The 23,303-nt window shown below is 72.6% G+C and carries 21 protein-coding genes; 7 read left to right on the top strand and 14 right to left on the bottom strand.

From position 1 onward, the window contains the following. Positions 1–20: 20 nt before the first annotated feature. The 5 genes from ACIPRD_RS18885 to ACIPRD_RS18905 are packed head-to-tail and all read right to left on the bottom strand — an operon-like array spanning position 21 to position 6,597. On the bottom strand, positions 21–947 hold the full coding sequence (locus tag ACIPRD_RS18885; RefSeq protein ID WP_401564376.1) for a dihydrodipicolinate synthase family protein: 927 nt from the start codon (positions 945–947) through the stop codon (positions 21–23). Further along, positions 947–1,948: an ABC transporter ATP-binding protein gene (locus ACIPRD_RS18890; protein WP_401565144.1), complete on the bottom strand. Its 1,002-nt coding sequence runs from the start codon at positions 1,946–1,948 to the stop codon at positions 947–949. The genes ACIPRD_RS18885 and ACIPRD_RS18890 overlap by 1 nt, the downstream gene beginning before the upstream one ends. A gap of 2 nt (positions 1,949–1,950) precedes the next feature. Beyond that, complete coding sequence (locus tag ACIPRD_RS18895) at positions 1,951–4,005, bottom strand: dipeptide/oligopeptide/nickel ABC transporter permease/ATP-binding protein (RefSeq protein WP_401564379.1); 2,055 nt, start codon at positions 4,003–4,005, stop codon at positions 1,951–1,953. Next, a complete protein-coding gene (locus ACIPRD_RS18900) occupies positions 4,005–4,961 on the bottom strand; it encodes an ABC transporter permease (protein WP_401564382.1) in 957 nt (318 codons plus the stop codon). Before ACIPRD_RS18900 ends, ACIPRD_RS18895 begins: the two co-directional genes overlap by 1 nt. 4 nt (positions 4,962–4,965) lie before the next feature. Then, positions 4,966–6,597, bottom strand: a complete 1,632-nt coding sequence (locus tag ACIPRD_RS18905; protein ID WP_401564384.1) for an ABC transporter substrate-binding protein — start codon at positions 6,595–6,597, stop codon at positions 4,966–4,968. A 181-nt stretch (positions 6,598–6,778) separates the two neighbouring features. Between ACIPRD_RS18905 and ACIPRD_RS18910 the strand changes: the two genes are divergently transcribed. The 3 genes from ACIPRD_RS18910 to ACIPRD_RS18920 are packed head-to-tail and all read left to right on the top strand — an operon-like array spanning position 6,779 to position 8,530. Next, entirely contained in the window at positions 6,779–6,910 is a 132-nt protein-coding gene (locus ACIPRD_RS18910) for a hypothetical protein (RefSeq protein ID WP_356397624.1), read from the top strand. Further along, complete coding sequence (gene recO / locus ACIPRD_RS18915; protein ID WP_401564386.1) at positions 6,907–7,653, top strand: DNA repair protein RecO; 747 nt, start codon at positions 6,907–6,909, stop codon at positions 7,651–7,653. The genes ACIPRD_RS18910 and recO overlap by 4 nt, the downstream gene beginning before the upstream one ends. A gap of 25 nt (positions 7,654–7,678) precedes the next feature. Further along, positions 7,679–8,530, top strand: a complete 852-nt coding sequence (locus ACIPRD_RS18920; RefSeq protein WP_356397630.1) for an isoprenyl transferase — start codon at positions 7,679–7,681, stop codon at positions 8,528–8,530. 348 nt (positions 8,531–8,878) lie between these two features. On the opposite strand, the gene ACIPRD_RS18925 is transcribed toward ACIPRD_RS18920, so the two are convergent. From ACIPRD_RS18925 to ACIPRD_RS18940, 4 genes are all read right to left on the bottom strand, one after another. Then, the gene (locus ACIPRD_RS18925; protein WP_356397632.1) at positions 8,879–9,298 is read right to left on the bottom strand and encodes a transcriptional repressor; all 420 of its coding nucleotides are present in this window, start codon (positions 9,296–9,298) and stop codon (positions 8,879–8,881) included. Between the two features lie 190 nt (positions 9,299–9,488). Continuing rightward, on the bottom strand, positions 9,489–10,391 hold the full coding sequence (locus ACIPRD_RS18930) for a metal ABC transporter permease (RefSeq protein ID WP_401564389.1): 903 nt from the start codon (positions 10,389–10,391) through the stop codon (positions 9,489–9,491). After that, positions 10,391–11,137: an ATP-binding cassette domain-containing protein gene (locus ACIPRD_RS18935; RefSeq protein WP_356399071.1), complete on the bottom strand. Its 747-nt coding sequence runs from the start codon at positions 11,135–11,137 to the stop codon at positions 10,391–10,393. Before ACIPRD_RS18935 ends, ACIPRD_RS18930 begins: the two co-directional genes overlap by 1 nt. 254 nt (positions 11,138–11,391) lie before the next feature. Next, entirely contained in the window at positions 11,392–12,393 is a 1,002-nt protein-coding gene (locus ACIPRD_RS18940; protein ID WP_401564391.1) for a metal ABC transporter substrate-binding protein, read from the bottom strand. A gap of 194 nt (positions 12,394–12,587) precedes the next feature. Here ACIPRD_RS18940 and ACIPRD_RS18945 point away from each other — a divergent pair, with 194 nt between their 5' ends. From ACIPRD_RS18945 to ACIPRD_RS18955, 3 genes are all read left to right on the top strand, one after another. Next, positions 12,588–13,970 (top strand): glycine--tRNA ligase, encoded by a 1,383-nt coding sequence (locus ACIPRD_RS18945; RefSeq protein ID WP_356397639.1) that lies wholly within the window; start codon positions 12,588–12,590, stop codon positions 13,968–13,970. Between the two features lie 180 nt (positions 13,971–14,150). After that, on the top strand, positions 14,151–15,161 hold the full coding sequence (locus ACIPRD_RS18950; RefSeq protein WP_356397641.1) for an aldo/keto reductase: 1,011 nt from the start codon (positions 14,151–14,153) through the stop codon (positions 15,159–15,161). A 25-nt stretch (positions 15,162–15,186) separates the two neighbouring features. Next, positions 15,187–15,771 (top strand): TetR family transcriptional regulator, encoded by a 585-nt coding sequence (locus ACIPRD_RS18955; protein WP_356397644.1) that lies wholly within the window; start codon positions 15,187–15,189, stop codon positions 15,769–15,771. Here ACIPRD_RS18955 and ACIPRD_RS18960 read toward each other — a convergent pair. From ACIPRD_RS18960 to ACIPRD_RS18975, 4 genes are all read right to left on the bottom strand, one after another. Then, positions 15,764–16,222, bottom strand: a complete 459-nt coding sequence (locus ACIPRD_RS18960) for a hypothetical protein (protein ID WP_356397647.1) — start codon at positions 16,220–16,222, stop codon at positions 15,764–15,766. The genes ACIPRD_RS18955 and ACIPRD_RS18960 overlap by 8 nt on opposite strands. Positions 16,223–16,461: 239 nt before the next feature. Beyond that, on the bottom strand, positions 16,462–16,689 hold the full coding sequence (locus ACIPRD_RS18965) for a hypothetical protein (protein WP_356397650.1): 228 nt from the start codon (positions 16,687–16,689) through the stop codon (positions 16,462–16,464). A gap of 345 nt (positions 16,690–17,034) precedes the next feature. Further along, positions 17,035–18,399, bottom strand: a complete 1,365-nt coding sequence (locus tag ACIPRD_RS18970) for an alpha/beta hydrolase family protein (RefSeq protein ID WP_401564396.1) — start codon at positions 18,397–18,399, stop codon at positions 17,035–17,037. A 346-nt stretch (positions 18,400–18,745) separates the two neighbouring features. Continuing rightward, positions 18,746–20,194: an MFS transporter gene (locus tag ACIPRD_RS18975; protein WP_401564399.1), complete on the bottom strand. Its 1,449-nt coding sequence runs from the start codon at positions 20,192–20,194 to the stop codon at positions 18,746–18,748. A 148-nt stretch (positions 20,195–20,342) separates the two neighbouring features. Between ACIPRD_RS18975 and dusB the strand changes: the two genes are divergently transcribed. Further along, positions 20,343–21,476 (top strand): tRNA dihydrouridine synthase DusB, encoded by a 1,134-nt coding sequence (gene dusB, locus ACIPRD_RS18980; protein ID WP_401564402.1) that lies wholly within the window; start codon positions 20,343–20,345, stop codon positions 21,474–21,476. Positions 21,477–21,608: 132 nt separating this feature from the next. Here dusB and ACIPRD_RS18985 read toward each other — a convergent pair whose 3' ends face one another. Next, the gene (locus ACIPRD_RS18985) at positions 21,609–23,264 is read right to left on the bottom strand and encodes a CDP-alcohol phosphatidyltransferase (protein ID WP_356399073.1); all 1,656 of its coding nucleotides are present in this window, start codon (positions 23,262–23,264) and stop codon (positions 21,609–21,611) included. Positions 23,265–23,303: the final 39 nt, after the last annotated feature.

Here is a 23,303-nt window from a genome sequence, read left to right on the forward strand (position 1 = left end):
CGGCCCCGGGTGCCGGGCGGTCACAGCAGTCCGGCCGCCGCCAGCACCTTGCCCACCCGTTCGACCTCCTCGCCCGAGAGCGGGATCTGGGGCTCGGCGGTCACCGGGCAGTCGATCACGCCCCGCAGGTGCAGCGCCGCCTTGAACGCGCCGAGCGCCGCGGAGCTGCCGCCCATCCGGGCCGGGTCGCCGATGCCGGTGATGCCGAACAGGGCGTACAGCCGCTCCTGTTCGGCCCGCGCGCCGTCCGGGTCGCCGGCCCGGAACAGGCGGTAGAGCCGGACGTACCCGTGCGGGTCGACGTTGGCGAGGCCGGGCACCGCCCCGTCGGCGCCCAGTGCCAGCGCCGCGTCGGCGATCACCTCGGAGCCGGTCAGCACCGCGAACCCGGCCTGCGCGCGGGCGCCGGCGACCACCTCGCGAAAGCCGGCGAGGTCCCCGCTGGAGTCCTTCAGCCCGGCCAGCACCCCGTCGGCGGCCAGACCCAGCACGACGGAGGCGGGGAGCTTGGTGTGCACGGCGGACGGGATGTCGTAGGCGAGCACCGGGACCGGGCTGAGGGCGGCGATCCGGCGGTAGTGGCGGATGATCTCGGCGGGATGGGTGCGGGTGTAGAAGGGGGCCGTGACCACGACGGCCTCGGCACCGGCGGCGCTCACGGAGGCGACGTGGTCCAGGACGCGGTTCGTGCTCATGTCGATGGCGCCGGCCAGCACGGGCACCGCCCCCGCGACATGGCCGACGACGGCCTCGACGACCTGCCGGCGCTGCCGGTCCGTCAGGAAGGCGGCCTCCGAGGTCGAGCCGAGCACGAACAGCCCGTGCACCCCGGCCTCCACCAGATGGTCGACCAGCCGGAGCAGGGAGGGGACGTCCACCTCGCGTTCCGGGGTCAGCGGGGTGCAGACGGGCGGCACGACGCCGGTCAGCGGGGCGGGAAAGGTCATCAGGGCTCCGGGGCGGGCTCGGCCGCGAGATCGCGGGTCGGCTGGTCCTCCTCCACAGGATGGTGGCAGCGGTAGCGGTGTCCGTGCTGCGACGCGGCCGAGAAGTCCGGCATCACCTGGGCGCACGCCTCGTCGGCCCGCCGGCAGCGGGTGCGGAAGGGGCAGCCGCTCGGCGGACGCGTCGCCGAGGGCACCGGACCGGTCAGCGGGATCGGCTCGACGGGATGGAGCAGGCCGGGCGTCGCCGAGAACAGGGCGCGCGTGTAAGGGTGCCGGGCCCCGGCGGCGAGCCGGTCCGCCGGGGTCTCCTCGACGATCCGGCCGAGGTACATGGTGATCACCCGGTCGCTCATCCGCCGTACGGTCTGGATGTCGTGCGAGACGAACACCATGGCCAGGCCGAGCCGTTCGCGCAGGTCCAGCAGCAGGTTGAGGATCTGCGCGCGGACCGACACGTCCAGGGCGCTGGTCGGCTCGTCGGCCACCAGCAGACCCGGCTCCAGGGCCAGCGCCCGCGCGATGGCGACACGCTGGCGCTGCCCGCCGGACAGCCGGCCCGGCAGGGCGTCGGCGAGCGCCCCGGGAAGACCGACGAGGGACATCAGCTCCCGGACCCGCTCCTCCCGCGCGTGCCGCGTGCCGCGCCGGTGCACATCGAGCGGGTCGCGCAGGATGCGCCGCACCGGCAGCCTGCGGTTCAGCGCCGTCGCGGGGTCCTGGAAGACCATCCCGGTGCCCGCGCCCACCGTGGCCCGGCGCTCGGCGGCCCCCATCGCCCACAGGTCCCGGCCCCGGTACGACACCGTCCCCGAGGTCGGCCGCCGTACCCCGGTCAGCACCTGCGCGAGCGTCGACTTGCCGCATCCCGACTCGCCGACCACACCGACCGTCTCGCCGGGCGCGACGGTGAGACCGGCGCCGGTGAGGGCGTACACCCGGTCACGGGCGAACGGGCCGCCGCCGCGCGCCCGGTGGACGACATGGACGTCCTGCACCCGCACGATCACTGCACGGCCTCCTCGCTGTGTGCCGACGTCAGGTCCACGGCCGGGTGGTGACAGGCGGCCGTGTGCGCGGCCGTGCCCGCGGGCACGGGGACGGTGGTCCGGCAGACCGCGGTCGCCGCCGGGCAGCGGTCCGCGAAGCGGCAGCCGGACGGGAACCCGGACGGTGCCGGTACGACACCCTTGATCTGCGTCAGCCTTCGCGCCCCCGACTCCAGCGACAGCACGCTGCCGAGCAGACCGCGCGTGTAGGGGTGGGCCGGGGCCGCCACCAGGTCGGCGGTGACGCCCGACTCCACGATCCGCCCGCCGTACATCACGGCCACCCGGTCGGTGACGTCGGCGACCAGCGCCAGGTCGTGCGAGACGAGCAGCAGCGCGAAGCCCAGTTCCTCGCGCAGCCGCAGCAGCAGTCCCATCACCTGGGCCTGCACGGTGACGTCGAGGGCGGTCGTCGGCTCGTCGGCGATGATCAGACCGGGGTCGCGGGAGAGGGCCATGGCGATCAGGACCCGCTGGCGCTGGCCGCCGGAGAGCTCGTGCGGGTAGGCCCGCAGGGTCCGCCCGGGGTCGAGACCGACCAGCGACAGCAGTTCGTGCGGGGTCCGCCACCCCCCGCGCCGCACGAGCTGCCCCAGCTGGGCGCGGACGGTCATCGCCGGGTTCAGCGAACTCAGCGCGTCCTGGTGGACCATCGCCATCTCGTGGCCCAGCAGCCGGCGCCGCGCCCGGTCGGGTCCGGCGAGCAGGTCCCGCCCGCGGAACCGCACGCTGCCGCCGACCCGGGCCCCGCGCGGCTGGAGCCCCATCACGGTGAGCGCGGTCAGCGACTTGCCGCAGCCCGACTCACCGACCAGGCCCAGCACCTCGCCGGACCCCACCTCGAAGGAGGTCCCGGCGACGACGTCCACGCCCGCGTGCCGGCCGGGGAAGCCGACGGCGAGATCCTCCACGGCGAGCACCGGGGCGGTGCCGGGCGCGGGCCGGGGCCGGGCGCGGGCGCGCAGCCGCGCGGCGGCCTCGGCCAGACCGGGCAGGGCCGTGACCTCACCGGAACCGGGCTCCGGCCGCTCGAAGCCGTCCTGCGGTTCGACGCGGTCCAGCGGCTCCACGCGGTCCCGCGGCTCCATGTGGTCCTGCGGCTCCACGCGGTCCTGTGGCGCCTGCCCCGGCATCTCGCGGGGTGCCGGGGCCGCCCAGGCGTCGGACACGCCCTCGGCCAGGACGTTCAGGGACAGCACCGTGAACAGCATCAGCAGCCCCGGAAAGACGGTCGCCCACCAGCCGCCGGTCAGCACCATGTTCTTGCCGTCCGCGACGACACTGCCCCAGGACGGGTCGGGCGGCCGCACTCCGGCACCGATGAACGACAGCGACGCCTCGAACACGATGGCCTCGGCGACCTGGACCGTGCAGAACACCAGTACCGGGGCCGCGCAGTTGACGGCCACGTGCCGCAGCACGATGTGCCCCGTGCGCGCGCCGATGACCCGCTCGGCGGTGACGTAGTCCTCCCCGTACTGGTCGAGCACGTTGGCCCGCACCACCCGCGCCACCGGCGGGGTGAACAGGAACGCGATCGCGCAGATCAGCACGGTGATCCCGCCGCCGAACACGGCGACCAGCACGGCCGCCAGGGCGATCCCGGGGAACGCCATCACCACGTCCAGGCAGCGCATCAGCGTCTCGTCCACCGTCTTGCGGGAGGTGGCCGCGACGGCTCCGAGCACGGCCCCCGCGACCAGCGCCAGCGCCGTCGCGCCGAGCCCGATCGCGAGCGACCAGCGGGCGCCGTACATCAGCCGGCTCAGGATGTCCCGGCCGAGGCTGTCCTGGCCCATCCAGTGCGCGGCGGACGGGTGCCCGCTGCCGCCGGCCGGGTCCTGCTGGTCGAGCGGGTCGTGCGGGGCCAGCACCGGGGCGAGCACCGCGACCAGGACGACCAGCGCCAGGAAACAGACCGCCGCCCTCGGCAGCGGGGGCAGCCTGCGCCATCCCCGCAGCCGGAGACCGGGCCGGGAGAGCCGCTCGGCGAGATACGCGCGCGTGACCATCAGGCCGTCCTCAGACGTGGGTTGACGAGCAGATGCAGGAGGTCGATGGCGAGGTTGACGACGACGAACCCGGTGGCCGTGGTCAGCACCACCCCCTGCACGACGGCCGGGTCGCCGTTCTGCACGGCGTCGATCATCAGCTTGCCCATGCCGGGCAGCGAGAAGATCGTCTCGATGACCACCGCGCCCCCGAGCAGATAGCCGACGCGCAGCCCGAGTACGGTCAGCGGGTTGACGAGCGCGTTGCGCAGCACGTTGCGGCCGACCACCACCCGGGGCGGCAGCCCGCTGCCGACCGCCGTGCGCACGTAGTCCTTGTCCAGCTCCTCCACCACCGAGGTCCGCACGATCCGGGTGAGCTGCGCGGCCACCGGCAGCGACAGGGCGAACGCGGGCAGGGCCATCGTCCGCAGCCAGCCGGTGAAGGAGTCGGCCGGGTTGACGTAACCGCCGGCCGGGAACCAGCCGCGGTCCACCGCCAGGTACTGGATCATCAGCAGCGCCAGCCAGAAGCCGGGCGCGGCGACCCCGACCAGCGACACCACCCGGATGAGCTGGTCCGGCAGCCGGTCCCGGTACACCGCCGCGGTGACCCCGCCGGCCAGCGCCAGCACCACCGCGACCGCGAGACCGAGGAAGGTCAGCTGGAGGGTGAGCGGCAGCGCGGTGGTCACCTGGTCGGCGACCGGGGCCCGGGTCAGGGCGCTGGTGCCCAGGTCGCCGTGGAGCAGGTCGCCGACGAAGTGGACGTAGCGCAGCGGCAGCGGGTCCAGCAGGCCGTTGCGCTCACGGAAGTCGTGCAGCTGGCGCGGGGTGGGGTTCGCGCCCTGGAAGAACGCGGACGCCGGGTCCACGTCCGAGAACCGCATCACCAGGAACACGAACAGCACGATGCCGAGCAGCAGCGGCACCAGCAGCGCGACACGGCGCAGGAGGATGCGTACGACGGCCGCCATGCCGTCAGGTCCAGCGGGCCTGGAGGAGGTTCAGGCCCGGGTAGGGCTGCGGCCTTATCCCGCTCAGCCGGCGCGGGTCCCACGCCGTCATCAGCTCGTTGTGGACGACCGGGTAGAGCACGGCCTGTTCGGCGACGGTGTCGATGCAGTCCTGGATCATGGCCTTCTTCCGAGCCGGGTCCGGTTCCCGCGTCGCCCGGTCCATGTCCGCGAACAGCTGCTTCGCCACCGGGTGCCCGGCCCACCGGGCGTAGCCCATCCAGATGTTCTGCGGGCCGTAGTTGTAGCGCATGATCAGGTCGGCGTCGAGGCCGAACTGGTTGGGGTTGGATGCCGCCGCCACCACCTGGTAGTCCTGCTTCTGGTCCAGCTTGGTGAAGACGGCGGTGGTCTCCTGCGGGGCGAGGGTGGTCCGGACGCCGACGGCCTCCCAGGACGCCTTGATGGTCGGCAGGCAGTCGACGACCCAGCTGAGGTTGTTGGACATCAGCTCGATCCGCAGGCCGTGCACCCCGGCCGCCCTCAGCAGCCGCTTCGCCTTCTCCGGGTCGTGGCCGTAGACCGTTCCGGCCCGCCGGTGGGCGGGGTTGCCCTCGTTCAGGAACGACGTCGAGGGCCGGCCGTGGCCCTTCAGCGCGACCCGCACCATCTTGTCCGTGTCGATGGCGTAGTGCAGCGCCTGGCGCACCCGCACGTCGTCGAACGGCCGGTGCGCGGTGTTGAACAGCAGGAACAGGTTGTTCATGCCCGCACCGCCCCCGACCTGAAGACCGCCCTGCTCCAGGCGCGGGATGTTGGCGTAGGGGATGTTGTCGGCGATCTGCGCGCCCGCGTCCGCGCCGGAGATCCGCGCCACGCGCGGGGCGGCGTCGACGATCGTCAGCCAGTTCATCCGCCGGAAGGCGGCTCTGCGCGGGCCGTTGTAGCCGGCGAACGCCTCGAAGGCGGTGTTCGCCTTCGGGTGGTGCGCGGTCTTCCGGTACGGCCCCGAGCCCACCGCCAGCCCCTTGAGCGCCTCGTCCCAGGCGCCCGGCCGGGAGAACACGTGCTTCGGCATGATCTTCGCCAGGGTGAGCCGGGACAGGCCGTCCGGGAAGGGGAACGCGAGCACCAGCTCCACGGCCGAGGCGCCGGCCTTCCTGACCTCCTTCAGCCAGCTCGCGAAGAAGCCCTTGGCGAGGGTCGGGGTGTCCGGGTCGAGGATGCGGCCGAAGGTGAAGACCACGTCGTCCGCCGTGACGGGCCTGCCGTCGTGGAAGGCCGCGCCCGGGCGCAGGGTGAACCGCCAGGTGGTGGCGCCGGGGTCGGCCGGCACACGGGTGGCGAGCGCGGGGTAGGGGACGCGGGTGATCGGGTCGGTGTCGAGCAGCCCCTCGTAGACGTGGTTGTTCGCCGCCATCGCGAACGCGGACGCCGTCTGCGTCGGGTCCCAGCTGCCGTCGTTGCCGTAGCCGATCACCGCGGTCAGGGTGCGGTCCCGGCCGCCCCCGCCGCCCGTGTCGTTGGTCGACTCCGGCCCGGCGGAGCAGCCCGCCAGCACCGGCGGCAGGGCCGCGGCCGCGCCCAGTGCCCCCGCGGCCCTCAGCAGGGCCCGGCGGCGCGGCGCCGGCACGTCGTGGGTCACGTCGTCGCGCACGGTTCCTCCAGCGGAGAGGTCTGGCTGATGAGGTACGACGTCCTACGTCCGGTTTGCCAGCGTGACCATAGGAGCGCCGGTGGGGACGGTCAAGGGCTCGCACACGAATGGCCCAGCCGCCAGAGGTCGCACCAGTGGAGAACGGCCCGGGGGTGCGCCGGGGTGCGGGAGAATGGTGCGCATGAGTCTGTTCCGCGACGACGGCATCGTGCTGCGCACCCAGAAACCGGGCGAAGCGGACCGCATCATGCTGTGCTGCTCCGGGGGGCGACCCCCGGGCCCCCGGCCGGTGGAGAGCGGAGGCCGGCGGTGAGTCTGTTCCGCGACGACGGCATCGTGCTGCGCACCCAGAAACTGGGCGAAGCGGACCGCATCATCACCTTGCTCACGCGCGGGCACGGGCGGGTGCGGGCCGTGGCCCGGGGGGTGCGGCGGACCAAGTCGAAGTTCGGGGCTCGGCTGGAGCCCTTCTCCCACGTCGACGTGCAGTTCTTCGCGCGCGGCAGCGAGCTGATCGGGCGCGGGCTCCCGCTGTGCACCCAGAGCGAGACCATCGCCCCGTACGGCGGCGGGATCGTGACGGACTACGCCCGGTACACCGCCGGGACGGCCATGCTGGAGACCGCGGAACGGTTCACCGACCACGAGGGCGAGCCCGCCGTACAGCAGTACCTGCTGCTCGTGGGCGCCCTGCGCACGCTCGCCCGCGGCGAGCACGCCCCGAACCTCGTGCTCGACGCCTTCCTGCTGCGCTCCCTCGCCGTCAACGGCTACGCCCCCAGCTTCGGCGACTGCGCGCGCTGCGGCATGCCGGGCCCGAACCGGTTCTTCTCCGTCGCCTCCGGCGGCTCGGTCTGCGTGGACTGCCGGGTGCCCGGCAGCGTCGTGCCCTCCCCGCAGACCCTGGTGCTGCTCGGCGCACTGCTTACGGGAGACTGGGAGACGGCGGACGCGGCCGAGGCACGGCATGTCCGCGAGGGGAGCGGGCTGGTGTCCGCCTATCTGCACTGGCACCTGGAGCGCGGGCTGCGCTCCCTTCGGTACGTCGAGAACTAGGCACGGCTGAGGAGACGAGAAGCACATGGTCGTACGCGGGATTCTGGGGCGCCAGCGCCGCGAGTACAGGACGCCGGAACCGCACCCGTCGGGCGCCCGCGCGCCGAAGCTCCCCGGTGAGCTGGTGCCGAACCACGTGGCGATCGTCATGGACGGCAACGGCCGCTGGGCCAAGGAGCGCGGGCTGCCGCGCACCGAGGGCCACAAGGTCGGCGCCGAGCAGGTCCTGGACGTCCTCCAGGGCGCCATCGAGGTCGGTGTCGGCAGCATCTCGCTGTACGCCTTCTCCACCGAGAACTGGAAGCGCTCGCCCGACGAGGTCCGCTTCCTGATGAACTTCAACCGCGACTTCATCCGCAAGACCCGCGACACCCTCGACGAGCTCGGCATCCGGGTGCGCTGGGTCGGCCGCATGCCCAAGCTGTGGAAGTCGGTCGCCAAGGAGCTCCAGATCGCCCAGGAGCAGACCAAGGACAACGACAAGCTCACCCTGTACTTCTGCATGAACTACGGCGGCCGGGCCGAGATCGCCGACGCCGCCCAGGCCATCGCCGAGGACGTGAAGGCGGGCCGCCTGGACCCGTCCAAGGTCAACGAGAAGACCCTCCAGAAGTACATGTACTACCCGGACATGCCGGACGTGGACATGTTCCTGCGCCCCAGCGGCGAGCAGCGCACCTCCAACTACCTGGTCTGGCAGAGCGTCTACGCCGAGATGGTCTTCCAGGACGTCCTGTGGCCCGACTTCGACCGCCGTGACCTGTGGCGCGCCTGCATGGAGTTCGCCTCCCGCGACCGGCGCTTCGGCGGAGCGGTCCCGAACGAGGAGCTGCTGAAGATGGAGGCCGCGATGAAGGGCGCCCCCGAGGGCGCCTGACGCGGAAGCGCCCATCGAAGGGGGCCGGCACGCAAAACCCGTTCGGGGCGGCCGGCCTCCTTCCCCCAGGGGGCGTCTCCCCGGCCCGGGTGGCGGCCGCCGACGGCGCGCGCCGCGCCACGGTGACGGAGGACGGGGTCACCGTGACCACCGGGAACACCTCCACGACGGCCAACCGGAGGGCCCAGCCGCGCTACCGGGAGACCGCCGACGCGTTCGTGCTGTTCAGCGCCGGCAAGCAGGTCTGCCGGGTGGCCGCGCTGCCCAAGCGCGGCCTGGAGAGCCCCGGCGACGCGGAGCGGCTGCGGGCGGTTCTCGGCCGGAACGCCGACCGCGTCCGAGCCGGGCTCAGCCGCTCGCGCCCGTCGCGCAGTCCGCGCAGGTCCCGAAGATCTCCACGGTGTGGGCCACGTTGACGTAGCCGTGTTCCATCGCGATGGCCTCCGCCCACTTCTCCACGGCGGGGCCCTCCACCTCCACCGCCTTGCCGCAGGCGCGGCAGACCAGGTGGTGGTGGTGCTCGCCGGAGGAGCAGCGGCGGTAGACGGACTCGCCCTCGGAGGTCCGCAGCACGTCGACCTCCCCGGCGTCCGCGAGGTTCTGCAGGGTGCGGTAGACGGTGGTGAGCCCGACCGAGTCGCCCTTGTGCTTGAGCATGTCGTGCAGTTCCTGGGCGCTGCGGAACTCGTCGACCTCGTCCAGGGCCGCCGCCACGGCTGCCCGCTGCCGGGTCGCGCGGCCCTTCACGGGCGGTCCAGCGGTCGTCACCGTTGCCTCCTTGGTGATGGCTCGTTCGCCTGCGGGGCGCTCTCGGCAGGTGCGGAGGACGCGGGCGTTCCCGGCCCGCGGGCCCCGGCACGCCCGTACCCTCCGGCACCGGCGCGCACCCCTTCGGCGGTCTCGCGACACACGTCACATGTCTGCCGCGGGCCATTCTGCCAGTCTGCACCGCGCCCGGTCAGACGCCGATCTCCTCCGCGGCCTTCCGCGTGGCCGGAATCGCGCACTCCGCGGGATCTCCGGCGGGGTGCGCCGCGGCCGCCGCCCGGGCCCTCCTGCGGGCCAGCGGAGCGGCCGCCGCGGTGAGCCCGACGAAGGCCGCGATCGTCAGCAGGACGATCGTCGCGCCGGGCGGCACGTCCTGGTAGAAGGAGGTGACCGTACCGCCGACCGACACGGTGACCCCGAGCGCGACGGCGATCGCGAAGGTCGCGGCGAAGCTGCGGGTGAGCTGCTGGGCCGCGGCCACCGGGACGACCATGAGCGCGGAGACCAGGATCAGGCCGACCACCCGCATGGCCACGGTGACCGTGACGGCCGCGGTGACGGCGGTGAGCAGGTTCAGGGCGCGCACCGGCAGCCCGGTGACCCGCGCGAACTCCTCGTCCTGGCTGACCGCGAACAACTGGCGGCGCAGCCCCAGGGTGACGACGGCCACGAACGCGGCGAGGATCACGATCGCGGTCACGTCGGAGGGCGAGACCGTCGAGAGCGAGCCGAACAGGTACGACGTCAGGTTGGCGTTGGAGCCGCCGGGCGCGAGGTTCACGAAGAGCACGCCGCCCGCCATGCCGCCGTAGAAGAGCATGGCGAGGGCGATGTCGCCGCGCGTCCTGCCGTACCAGCGGATCAGCTCCATGAGGACCGCGCCGAGCACCGAGACGAGCGTGGCCATCCACACCGGCGAGGCGTGCAGCAGGAAGCCGAGGCCGACACCGGTCATGGCCACGTGCCCGATGCCGTCGCCCATCAGGGGCTGGCGGCGCTGGACGAGGTAGATGCCGATCGCGGGCGCGGTGATGCCGACCAGGACGGCGGCGAGGAGCGCCCGCTGCATGAAGGCGTAGTCGAGGATGTCCATCAGCTGAGCAGTCCCGTCCGGATCGGTTCGGTGTTCGTGGACGCGTGCGGGTGCACGTGGTCGTGGCCGGGCAGCGCGTGCTGGCCGACGGCCCGCGGGGGCGGCCCGTCGTGCAGCACGCAGCCGTCGCGCAGGACGACCGCCCGGTCGATCAGGGGCTCCAGCGGGCCCAGTTCGTGCAGGACCAGCAGGACCGTCGCACCGGCGGCGACCTGCTCGCGCAGGGTCGCGGCGAGCACCTCCTGGCTCGCCAGGTCGACGCCCGCCATCGGCTCGTCCATGATCAGCAGCTCGGGCTCGGCGACCAGGGCGCGGGCGATCAGCACCCGCTGGTGCTGGCCGCCGGAGAGCGCGGTCACCGCGTCCTTGGCCCGGTCCGCCATGCCGACCAGCTCCAGCGCGCGGTGCACGGCCGCGCGGTCGGTCCTGCGGAACGGGCCGAAGCGGGTACGGGAGAGCCGGCCCGAGGAGACGATCTCGGCCACGGTGGCCGGGACCCCGCCGGCGGCGCTGGTGCGCTGCGGCACGTAGCCCACGCGGGCCCAGTCGCGGAAGGCGCGCAGCGGGGTGCCGAACAGCTCGATGGTGCCGGCGCCGGCCGGTACGTGGCCGATGGCGGTGCGTACGGCCGTCGACTTGCCGGAGCCGTTCGCGCCGAGCAGCGCGACGACCTCGCCGCGGCGCACGGTGAGATCGATGCCGCGCAGGACCGGACGCGCGCCGAGCTCCGCGCGCACCCCGCGCATCGTGATGACGGGTTCGGCCGCGGGGCGGGTGGCGGTGGGGTGCTGCGTGGGGTGCTGCGTGGCACCGTCCGCGATGCCGTCCGCGGTGCCCGGCGTCGTCCCGGCCGCGGCGCGGGGCGCGGGTACGGTCCCCCCGGCCGTGGTGCCCGCGGTGGTGTCCGTCGCCGTACCGTCCGCCGCGGTCGACTTCGTGGTGTTCGCCGTGGTGTCCGTCGAGGTGTCGCCGTCCATGGTGCTGCCGTCCTTTCCGCCGGTCACCGGGCGCCCAGGGCCCGCTGGAGGGCCTTGAGGTTGGCCCGCTGGACCGAGAAGTAGTCCCGGCCCCGGGACTTGTCGGTGATGCCTTCGAGCGGGTCGAGCACATCGGTCCTGAGACCGGCGTCGCCGGCGACCGTCTTCGCGGTGCTGTCGCTGACGAGCGTCTCGTAGAAGACGGTGCTGACCCCGTCGGCCCGGGCGAGCCGCTGGAGGTCCCTGACGCGTGCCGCGCTCGGCTCGGACTCGGGGTCGAGGCCGCTGACGGCCTCCTCGGTCAGGCCGTAGCGCTCGGCGAGGTAGCCGAAGGCGGCGTGGGTGGTGATGAAGACCCTGGACCTCGTGTGCGCGAGGCCGTCCCGGAACTGGCCGTTCAGCGCGTTCAGCTGCCGCACCAGGGCCGCGGTGTTCCTGCGGTAGTCGGCCGCGTGCTTCGGGTCGGCCTTCTCGAAGGCCTTCCCGACGCCGCTCGCGACCTGGGCGTAGCGGACCGGGTCGAGCCAGATGTGCGGGTCGGCGCCGGCGGTGTCCTCGCCGACGGCGGAGTCGTGCGCGGCCGCGTGGCCGCCGACCTCGGTGCCGTGCCGCTCCAGGGTGGTCAGGGAGGCCGCGTCGATCTTCGTGCGCACCGGGGACTCGGCCACCGCCTTGTCGACGGCGGGCTGGAGGTTCCTCAGGTACAGGACCGCGTCGGAGTCCTGGATCCCGGCGATCTGCAGCGGGGTCAGCTCCAGGTCGTGCGGCTCCTGGCCGGGAGTGGTGAGGCCGACCACGTGGACGTGGTCCCCGCCTATCCGCTCGGCGAGGAAGGCCATCGGATAGAACGACGCGACGACGTCGAACTTGCTCGTTCTGGTCCCCGTCGCGTCCGCGGCCGAGCAGCCGGTGAGGGTGCCCAGGCCCAGCGCGAGCGCGACCGCGGCCGCGACCCCGCTCGTGACCCCGGCCGTGATCCCGGCCGTCCGTGTCCGGGAAGTCCCGGGGCGTCGACGTACGTTCATGACAGTCATTTTCAACAAAAATGGAAACCGTTGTCAACAAGCCTGCTCAGGCATGCCGGGGAGGCCCGGAATGCCCTGGGCTGGGGCCTGTGGTCAGGGGCCGATTTGGCCGAGGGGGAGTGCGCGCCGGTAACCTGAATCATTCGCTGGAAGCATCTCGCTTCAACGCCCGTCGTCGTAATGAAGAGAGCACCGTGGCCGCCGACAAGATCGACTCCATCGTCAGCCTGAGCAAGCGCCGTGGCTTCGTTTTCCCCTGCAGTGAGATCTACGGCGGCCAGCGTGCCGCCTGGGACTACGGACCGCTGGGTGTCGAGCTCAAGGAGAACATCAAGCGCCAGTGGTGGCGCTACATGGTCACCTCGCGCGAGGACGTCGTCGGTCTCGACTCGTCCGTGATCCTCGCCCCCGAGGTCTGGGTCGCCTCCGGTCACGTCGCCACCTTCACGGACCCGCTGACCGAGTGCACCTCCTGCCACAAGCGCTACCGCGCCGACCACCTGGAAGAGGCGTACGAGGAGAAGAAGGGCCACGCCCCGGCGAACGGCCTGGCCGACCTCAACTGCCCCAACTGCGGCAACAAGGGCACGTTCACCGAGCCCAAGCAGTTCTCGGGTCTGCTCTCCACGCACCTCGGCCCGACGCAGGACTCCGGCTCCGTCGCCTACCTGCGCCCCGAGACCGCCCAGGGCATCTTCACCAACTTCGCCCAGGTCCAGATCGCCTCGCGCAAGAAGCCGCCGTTCGGCATCGCCCAGATGGGCAAGTCCTTCCGCAACGAGATCACGCCCGGCAACTTCATCTTCCGCACCCGCGAGTTCGAGCAGATGGAGATGGAGTTCTTCGTCAAGCCGGGTGAGGACGAGGAGTGGCAGGAGTACTGGATGCAGCAGCGCTGGAACTGGTACACCAACCTCGGCATGCGTGAAGAGAACATGCGCTGGTTCGAGCACCCGAAGGAGAAGCTCTCCCACTACTCCAAGCGCACCGCCGACATCGAGTACCGCTTCTCGTTCGGCGGCTCGGAGTGGGGCGAGCTGGAGGGTGTCGCCAACCGCACCGACTACGACCTCGGCGCGCACTCCAAGGCCTCCGGCCAGGACCTCTCCTTCTTCGACCAGGAGGCCGGCGAGCGCTGGACGCCGTACGTCATCGAGCCGGCCGCCGGTGTCGGCCGCACGATGCTGGCGTTCCTCCTCGACGCCTACGTCGAGGACGAGGCCCCGAACGCCAAGGGCAAGATGGAGAAGCGCACCGTGCTGCGCCTCGACCACCGCCTCGCCCCGGTGAAGGTCGCGGTGCTCCCGCTGTCCCGCAACGCCGAGCTGTCGCCGAAGGCCAAGGGTCTCGCCCAGGCGCTGCGCCAGAACTGGAACATCGAGTTCGACGACGCCGGCGCCATCGGCCGCCGCTACCGCCGCCAGGACGAGATCGGTACGCCGTTCTGCGTGACCGTCGACTTCGACACCCTCGAGGACAACGCGGTGACCGTGCGCGAGCGCGACACCATGAAGCAGGAGCGCGTCTCCCTGGACCAGATCGAGGGCTACCTGGCCTCGCGTCTGCTGGGCTGCTGACCTCAGCCTCCGCCTCCGCCTGAGATGCGGTCCGGGGGCCCGCCCCCGGGCTCCGGCTCCCTCGCCCACCCACCGTCCGACTCGTCGGCCGGTGGGTGGGCGTTTTTGTGCCCGGACCCGGCTGACAAATGACAGCTGACAGATATTGAAATCTGTCAGCTGTCATGTCAGAGTGGAGCCATGACGATGCGCACCCACACCCTCGGAACCACCGGCCCCCAGGTCTCCGCCCTCGGTCTCGGCTGCATGGGCATGTCCGCGCTGTACGGCGACGCCGACCGCGCCGAGTCCATCGCGACGATCCACGCCGCCCTCGACGCCGGCGTGACCCTGCTCGACACCGGCGACTTCTACGCCATGGGCCACAACGAAATGCTGATCGGCGAGGCCCTGCGCTCCGCCTCACCGGCCGCCCGCGAGAAGGCCCAGGTCAGCGTCAAGTTCGGCGCGCTGCGCGACCCGGCGGGCAACTGGAGCGGCTACGACGGCCGCCCCGCCGCCGTGAAGAACTTCGCCGCCTACTCCCTCCAGCGCCTCGGCGTCGACCACATCGACGTCTACCGGATCGCCCGCCTCGACCCGGACGTCCCGATCGAGGAGACCGTCGGCGCGATCGCCGAGCTGATCGAGCAGGGCCACGTCCGCCACGTCGGGCTCAGCGAGGTCGGCGCCGAGACCATCCGCCGCGCCGCCGCCACCGCGCCGGTCTCCGACCTCCAGATCGAGTACTCGCTGATCAGCCGCGGCATCGAGCGCGAGATCCTGCCGACCCTGCGCGAACTGGGCATCGGCGTCACCGCCTACGGCGTGCTCTCGCGCGGCCTGATCTCCGGCCACTTCACCCCCGACCGGCAGCTCGCGGCGAACGACTTCCGCGCCTTCTCCCCCCGCTTCCAGGGCGAGAACCTCCACCACAACCTGGCCCTCGTCGAGGCCCTGCGGAAGATCGCCGAGCAGAAGGGCGTGACCGTCGCGCAGATCGCCTTCGCCTGGGTCATCGCCCAGGGCGACGACATCGTGCCCCTCGTCGGCGCCCGCACCCGCGAGCGGCTCGCCGAGTCGCTGGGCGCGCTGGACGTGCGCCTGGACGCGGCCGACCTCGCGGCGATCGAGAGTGCCGTCCCGGCGGACGCGGCGGCGGGCGACCGCTACCCGGCCGCGCAGATGGCACACCTCGACAGCGAGCGCTGAAGACACCCCCCGGTACCGTCTAGACATGGCACCGACCAGCGAGACCCTGACCGCCGAGCGCATCCTCGAAGCGACCGAGGAGGTGCTGCGGCGCCACGGCCCGGCCAAGGCCACCGTGGTCGACGTGGCCCGTGCGCTCGGCGTCAGCCACGGCAGCGTCTACCGGCACTTCCGGACCAAGGCGGCGCTGCGCGAGGCGGTGACCAAGCGCTGGCTGGACCGGACCTCGCTGCGGCTGGCCGGGATCGCCGCCGGGGACACCGACGCCGAGGCCCGGCTGCGGGCCTGGCTGACGGCCCTGTTCGAGGCCAAGCGGCACAAGGCCGGAGACGATCCGGAGCTGTTCGCCACCTACAGCGTGCTGGCCGACGAGAACGGCGCGACGGTCGGGGAGCACATCACCGACCTGACCGCGCAGCTCACGCGGATCATCGAGGCCGGCGCCGGGTCGGGCGCCTTCCGCGCACCCGACCCGGCCGCCGCCGCCCGCGCCGTCTTCCAGGCCACCGGCCGCTTCCACGACCCCTGCTACGCCCGCGAGTGGCAGCAGCCGGGCGTCGAGGAGGAGTTCACGGCCGTCGTCGACCTCCTGATACGCGGACTCAGCTGACCTTCACCGTCACGGTGGGCGAGTGGACGTCCCCGGCGCTCACGCGCAGCTTCTCGGAGCCCTTGAAGTTGAGCTTGGCGAGGATGGCGTACGAGCTGCCCGTCTTCACCTTGGCCGACGCCTTCAGCGTGGTCCACTTGCCGGACTTCTCGTGCTGGAGCACCAGCTTGGTGCCGATCTTCAGCCCCTTGGTGCGGCCGGCGAACGTCACCTTGTCCCCGGCCTTCACCGAGTCCTTGGAGGCCTTGACGGTGATCGAGGCGTCCTCGGTGCCGCGTCCGGCACCCGGGAGGTGGTCCGCGGTGACCGTGGTGGAGGGCGTGATGCCCGCGGTGGCTGCCGTGGTGCCCGTCGCCGCGAAGGCCCCGGCGCTCGCGCCGGAGAGCAGGAGCACGGACAGGGCGCCGGCGCCGAGCGCGCGGCCGTAGCGATGGCGGAGTACGGAGGTCATGAAGGTCTCCCGTCCTGTCGCTCGATGGACCTTCCCAGGCTGGCCCCGCTCCGTGCGGGCGGCCACTCGGGACCGGCTCCGGGCCGCCCGGACCCGCCTGGACGCGCTTGGCGGCGGACCGTGCCCGGACCGGCGTGCCCGTACCGGCCTGCCCGGACTCGCCCGGTGCGGACCGGCACGGCCGGCGGTGGCGGGGAGCGGGGCGGCGTGCGGCGGCGGGCGGCGGCGGGCGGTGCTCCTCAGCGTGAGGACGGCCGGGTCCCCGCCGGGTCCACCGTGGCCTGATGGGCCTCGGCCAGATGCTCCTCCGCCTTCAGCCAGGGCAGGAACTGCACCGCCTTGCGCCAGCCGCAGGTGTCACAGCTGATCGTGCGCTGGATGCCCGTCCGCCGTACCCGGACCACATGCTCACGGCCGTGCCCGTCCCAGCGGCTGACCTTGCTCGTGCTGCTGTCGCCCTGCGGCATGACGGCTCCCACGTCCCACGTCCCCTCCGCGCTGTCCCGCTGTGTTCGGCGGCCGCAAGGAGTGTGCAGCACGAACGGCACCGGCAGGGAGGGTTTCCCGGGGGACGACGCCCCGCGACCGTGCTGCCGGCCCGGCGCCGCGCCGCCCGCGAGAGCGCCCCGGACCACCGGCCCGACAGCACCCGTCCGTACGGGCGGGGCGATGACCAGCGCGGTCCGCGTGATCCCGGCCCGGGACGGACGGCACGGTCACGAGCGCGGCGCCGGCCGGGGAACGGGGGAGCGCGGACCGGCGAGTGGCCACCGTCACACGCGTGACGCCGCGGTCCCGGGAGGCGGGACGCCTCAGCGCAGGACCGACTCCAGCCAGTCGAAGACCTTGTCGCAGTGCTGCTGCGGGGCCATCGGGGAGCAGTGCAGCTGTGCGCCGGTGGCCGCGGTGAAGCGGAAGTAATCGCGGCGCGTGTTCAGCAGGTCGTACATCTGCCGGGGCTGCCCCGGATAGAACTGTTCGCCCTCGTAGTCCAGGACGAGGACCGGCGCCTTGATCTTCGGGATCACCTGGGTGATGTCCAGGCCGATGGCGACCTGGGCGGCACTCCACAGATCGGTCGGAACCTTGCCCGCACGGGCCTGGAGCAGCGCCTCGCGGGTGAAGATCTCGAAGCGTTTCCTGACGCTGAAGGCCTGCTGCGGGTCGAGTTCGGGCACCGCGGCCTGCCAGATCCGGTTGGTGCGCGCCTTGTCGGCCGTGACGAGCCCGCGGATCTCCGGGGGGAAGGCCAGCCAGGGCTGCACACAGCCGGGCTGGCAGGCGACGGCGGCGATCCGGTGCTCGAAGGCGGCGGCGCGGGCGACCAGATTGCCGCCCATGCTGAGTCCGGTGAGGGAGATCCGGGCCCCGTCGACATCCGCGCGGCCGCGCAGCCAGTCGACGAGCGGGGTGACCACGCCCTCCCAGCGGGTGGTGACCGGGACCTCGTCCACGAACAGCAGCTGTCCCTGGCCGGGGCCGTCGTAGACGAGGGCGTTCCAGCCCCGGTCCAGGGCGGCGCACACCCCGTAGGTCCACATGTCGACGTTCTGGCCGTCGCTGCCGTTGGTGAGGATGACGGTCGGCCGGGGCTTCGCCTGCTCGTCGGGCCGGAAGAACCAGACCGGAAGAGGGGTCTTCCCGTAGGGCACCTGCGCGGTCACGGCGGGCGGTGAGCCCAGGCGGGCGAAGTCGTCCCAGGCGCGGCGCCCGGCCAGGTAGTAGTCCTTCTCGTCGCCGGGCGACCGGGTGCCGAGGACGTAGAACAGGGCCTGGGCGTAGTACTGGGCGGCGCGCAGGGAGCGGAACCCGCGCGTCTCGTCACCGGGGTGGTCGCCGGGGGCCGTGAGCCGGTCGCCCAGGGCGTGGAAGGTGTCGCTGTAGCTCTGCTCCGACAGCCCGTCCGCGTTGATCTTGTTGACGGCGGTGAGGACGTCCCCGACCTCCGAGGCCCGCATGCCGGCCGCGCCGAGGGCCAGCAGCCCCGCGAACTCGAAGCCCTCGTCCGGGAACAGCCGCATGGCTCCCGGGGTGAGGTTCGCGCCGGGTGCCGGTGAGCGGGAGGCGGACGGGGAGGGGGCCGACGACGCCGTGCCCAGAGCGCAGCCCGTGGTGGCGAGCGCCCCCGTGCCGGCGGCGAGACCGGCCAGAGCGGCCCGGCGGGAGAGGTGCGTCATGGTGCCGCACCGTAAGCGGCCCGCCGCCCGCCTTCCGGCTGCCGCGCGGCCCCCTCGCCCGAACGGCCCCGCCCGTCGGCCCGGAAGGACCGCGCCGGCCACCGGGACCGTCCCGGCCGCCGCCGGCGGATACCACCGGGGGCGGCCGGGTCCGCCGGGCGGCCGGCGGGACTGCCCGGTGGCCGGTTGGGGGTCCGCCGGACCGGCGACGGGACTGCCCGGGGATCGGTGAAGTCCACCGGGCCGGCGGCGGGACTGCTCCGTGGGTGCCGGTGAAGTCCACCGGGTCGGGCGGCCGGACTGCTCCGTGGGTGCCGGTGAAGGGCCGGCGGGTGGGTGCCGGGTCCTACTGCGCGCCGACCTTGGACGCCTCGCGCACCTGCGCGGACTGGATGCGTTCGGCCGCGCGTTCCGCGCTCGCGCGGGCCCAGCGGCCGCTGGTGAGCGCTCCGAGGACGAGTACGCAGATGCCGCAGCCCGTCAGGATCCACCAGCCGGGGACGGCGGCCGACACGAACATGTCCCGGTACGACGACGCGCCCACCCCGGCCGCCAGCACCGCGCCGACCACCGCGACACCGAGCGTCTGCCCGAGCTGCCGGCTGGTGGAGGCGACGGCGGCGGCGACGCCGGCCTGGGAGCGCGGCATCCCGGAGACCGCGGTGTTCGTGATGGGGGCGTTCACGAAGCCGAAGCCGATGCCGAAGAGCAGGTAGCCGAGGAAGAGCGTCACGTTCGAGGTCTCCGCCTCGAAGCCCGCGAAGAGCACGGCGCTCGCGGTCATCGCGGCGCCGGCCAGCAGCAGGGAGGGCCGCGGCCCCCGGGCGGCCACGAGCCGCCCGGACAGCGGCGCGCACAGGAACGTGGGCACGGCCATCGGCAGCATCCACAGCCCGGCGTGCATCGCGCTCAGGCCCCGTACGTTCTGCAGGTACAGCGTGGACATGAAGAGGAAGCCGCCCAGGGCCGCGAACGCGGCGACCGCGATCACCGTGGCCCCGCTGAACGGCACCGAACGGAAGAAGCGCAGGTCGATCAGGGGTTCCTCGCGGCGCGGCTCGTACCACAACAGGGCGGCCAGGGCGAGGGCGGCGAGCGCGGCGAACGGCAGGACCGAGGCCGGGCCGGAGTCCGGCGCCTCGATGATCGCGTAGGTCAGCGAGCCGAACAGGGCGATCACCAGCACCTGGCCGACCGGGTCGGGGCGGCGGGCCCGGGGAGCGCGGGACTCGGGAACGAAGCGGAGGGTGAGGAGCAGGGCCGTGAGGCCGACGGGGAGGTTGACCCAGAAGATCGCGCGCCAGCCGACCGACTCCACCAGCAGGCCGCCGACCAGCGGTCCGGCGGCCATGGATATGCCGATGACCGCGCCCCACGCGCCGATCGCCCGGGCACGTTCGCGGGCGTCGGTGAAGGTGTTGGTGATGATCGACATGGCGACCGGGTTGAGCATCGAGCCGCCCACCGCCTGGATCATGCGGAAGACGATCAGCAGCTCCAGGTTCGGTGCGAGCGAGCACAGCAGGGAGCCGGCGGTGAAGACGGTCAGGCCCGTCATGAACACTTTTCTGCGGCCGATCCGGTCGGCCGTGGAGCCCGCCAGCATCAGCAGCGAGGCCAGCACCAGGGTGTAGGCGTCGATCGTCCACTGGAGGCCGGAGGTCGTGGCGTGCAGTTCGCGCTGCAGCGAGGGCAGTGCGACGTTCAGAGCCGTGTTGTCGAGGCTCACGATCAGCAGGCTGGAGCAGCAGATCGCGAGCACGAGCAGGCGTCGGCGGTGACTCAACTCGGGCATGGTTCCATCGTAGCCGATTTCAATAGTGCGCCTAACTAATTATTGCCACGCGGTCACAGGGAGTGGCGAAAGAGGCCGGCAGAGCTTGCGGGGGAGTGAGGGACAATGGAGCGTTGCCCGTCTTTGCCAGCCGTCCCGGAGTTCCGTGATGAACCAGCCCCTCGCCATCGGCCCGCACGTCGTCGCGCCGCCCGTCGTGCTCGCACCCATGGCGGGCATCACGAACGCGCCCTTCCGCACCCTGTGCCGGGAGTTCAGCGGCGGCAAGGGACTGTTCGTCAGCGAGATGATCACGACCCGGGCCCTGGTCGAGCGCAACGAGAAGACCATGCAGCTGATCAGGTTCGACGAGAGCGAGAAGCCCCGCTCGATCCAGCTGTACGGCGTCGACCCCGTGACCGTCGGCAAGGCCGTCCGCATGATCGCGGAGGAGGGTCTCGCCGACCACATCGACCTGAACTTCGGCTGCCCGGTCCCCAAGGTCACCCGCAAGGGCGGCGGCTCGGCCCTGCCCTACAAGCGCCACCTGCTGCGCGCGATCCTGCGCGAGGCCGTCAGCGGCGCCGGCGACCTGCCGGTGACGATGAAGATGCGCAAGGGCATCGACGACGACCACATCACCTACCTCGACGCCGGCCGTATCGCCGTCGAGGAGGGCGTCACCGCGATCGCCCTGCACGGCCGCACCACCGCCCAGCACTACGGCGGCACCGCCGACTGGGAGGCCATCGCCCGCCTCAAGGAGCACGTCCCGGAGATCCCGGTGCTCGGCAACGGCGACATCTGGTCCGCCCAGGACGCGCTGCGCATGGTCCGGGAGACCGGCTGCGACGGCGTGGTCGTGGGCCGCGGCTGCCTCGGCCGCCCGTGGCTGTTCGCCGACCTGGTGGCCGCCTTCGAGGGACGCACGGACGAGCTGGCGCGGCCGGCCCTGCGCGAGGTGGCCGACGCCATGGTCCGGCACGCCACGCTCCTCGGCGAGTGGATCGGTGACGAGACCAAGGGCGTCATCGACTTCCGCAAGCACGTCGCCTGGTACCTGAAGGGCTTCTCGGTCGGCTCCGAGATGCGCAAGCGGCTCGCGATCACCTCCTCGCTGGAGGAACTGCGCGCCGGCCTCGACGAGCTGGACCTCGACCAGCCCTGGCCCGACGGCGCCGACGGCCCGCGCGGCCGGACGTCCGGCAACAACCGGGTGGTGCTGCCGGACGGCTGGCTCAAGGACCCGTACGACTGCGCGTGGGTCGGCGAGGAGGCCGAGCTGGACACGTCCGGCGGCTGACACGGCCTTCCCCGCCCGGCCGCCCGACGCCCGACCCGGTGTGCCGGGAAGGCGCCGTCTCCCGGGCTCGGATGAGGCCGAGGGCGTGGGACCGGGCGGTTCCGTGCCGGTCCCGCACCCGCGGCCCGGGTGTCAGTTCTTCTTCGGGTGCGCTGTCGAGCCGTAGGCCGCCAGGAAGCGGTCGCGGAACGAGCTCATCTTCCAGACCGGCGCGTCGTGGGCGGGCCGCAGGCCGTCCGTCCAGTTCCAGCTCGCGATCTTGTCCAGGACCTTCGGGTCCTTGGCGACGACCGAGACCGGCACGTCACGGCTGGCGTGGTTGCCGCTGACGCGGGCGATCGGCTGGTGGTCGCCGAGGAAGACCAGCACGGTGTCCTTGCTGCCGTAGCGCTGGAGCCACTCGGTCAGCGCGGTCACCGAGTACTGGATCGACTTGCCGTACTCCTGGCGTGATTTGGTGGTGTCGGCGATGACGTCGGCCGGATCGTTGCCCGCCGCCTCGATGCCCTTGAAGACGGAGCCGTCGCCGAGCTGGTCCCAGTCGACCATCTTCGGGATCGGCGCCCAGGGCTGGTGGCTGGAGGTGAGGATGAGCAGCGACATCCGCGCCTTGCCGTCGGCCGGCTTCTTGCTGTGCACCCGCTGCTGGTACTGCTCCAGCGCGTACTGGTCGGGCATCGTCGACCAGCTGAACTTCGGCCCCTTGTAGCCGAGCTGGAACGCGTTGTAGTTCTTGTCCAGGCCGTACCACTTCTGCTCCGGCCAGCCCTTCTGCACGCCCGGCATCACACCGACCGTGTCGAAGTCGCCCGTCTTCTTGAAGGCGTCCGTCAGGCTCATGTGGTCGCTCGCCATGACGGTGCGGTAGCGCTGCTGGTTGCTGATCCACAGGCCCGACATGGTCGTGGAGTGCCCGAGCCAGCTGCTGCCGCCGTAGGTCGCCGAGGTCAGCCAGCCGCTCTTGGCGTGGAAGCCCGCCTTCGCCAGCGCCGTGGTGCGCTCGTCCAGGGTTTTGTCGACGCCGGGCGCCATGATCGGGTCCTCGATCGCGCTGCGCCCGTAGCTCTCGATGAACGTGAAGATCATGTCCTTGCCGCGCAGGTCGGGCACGAGCTGCGCGGGCGGGGTGTTGCCGAAGGCGTCCACCTTGGCGACCTTCTCGAACTCCGCCTCGTCCCGCAGCGTGTCCGACACCTTGCGGGCCTGGGCCTTCAGCGTCGTGGCGGTGCGGTCCGCCGCGAGCGGCACACCGCCGACCTGGAGGCCGAGGGAGGAGCAGGTGATCCAGGCGACGCCCGCGATCAGGGTGCCGCGGGTCGCGGTCGCGGTGTGCCGGGCCAGGACGTTGCTCAGGCGGACCATGGACAGCGCCAGCAGCACGAAGACCAGCAGGACGACCACGATCAGCCCGGCCACGGCGGCGAGGGTGGCCGTGCGGCCGAGGGAGTCCTCCAGGTACGACTCGGCGTCCCCGAACAGCGACCAGTCCAGGACCAGGTTGAAGCCGCGGCCCAGGTACTGGTTGAACCCCATGTCCAGCAGGTTCAGCACGGTCAGTACGGCCAGCGCGACCCCGGACACCGCCGCCACCACGGTCCGCGGGCGCCGGGGCAGCGCGAGCAGTACGGCGGCGCCGATGACCGCCTCACCCGGAATCCGCAGGAACTTGGCGGGGCCCAGCCCGACGACCGAGTCCGGCAGCACCAGCGCGGCGACGACCAGCACGGCGGCGAGCACGGTGACGACCGTGGAAACGGCCTGCGCGGCGGCGGGGTTGGTCTCCCGCAGACGCCGCAGCGGCCCGCGCCACGGCCCCGGACGGCGCGT

The organism is Streptomyces sp. NPDC090108 (assembly GCF_044747185.1).
Classification (GTDB): domain Bacteria; phylum Actinomycetota; class Actinomycetes; order Streptomycetales; family Streptomycetaceae; genus Streptomyces.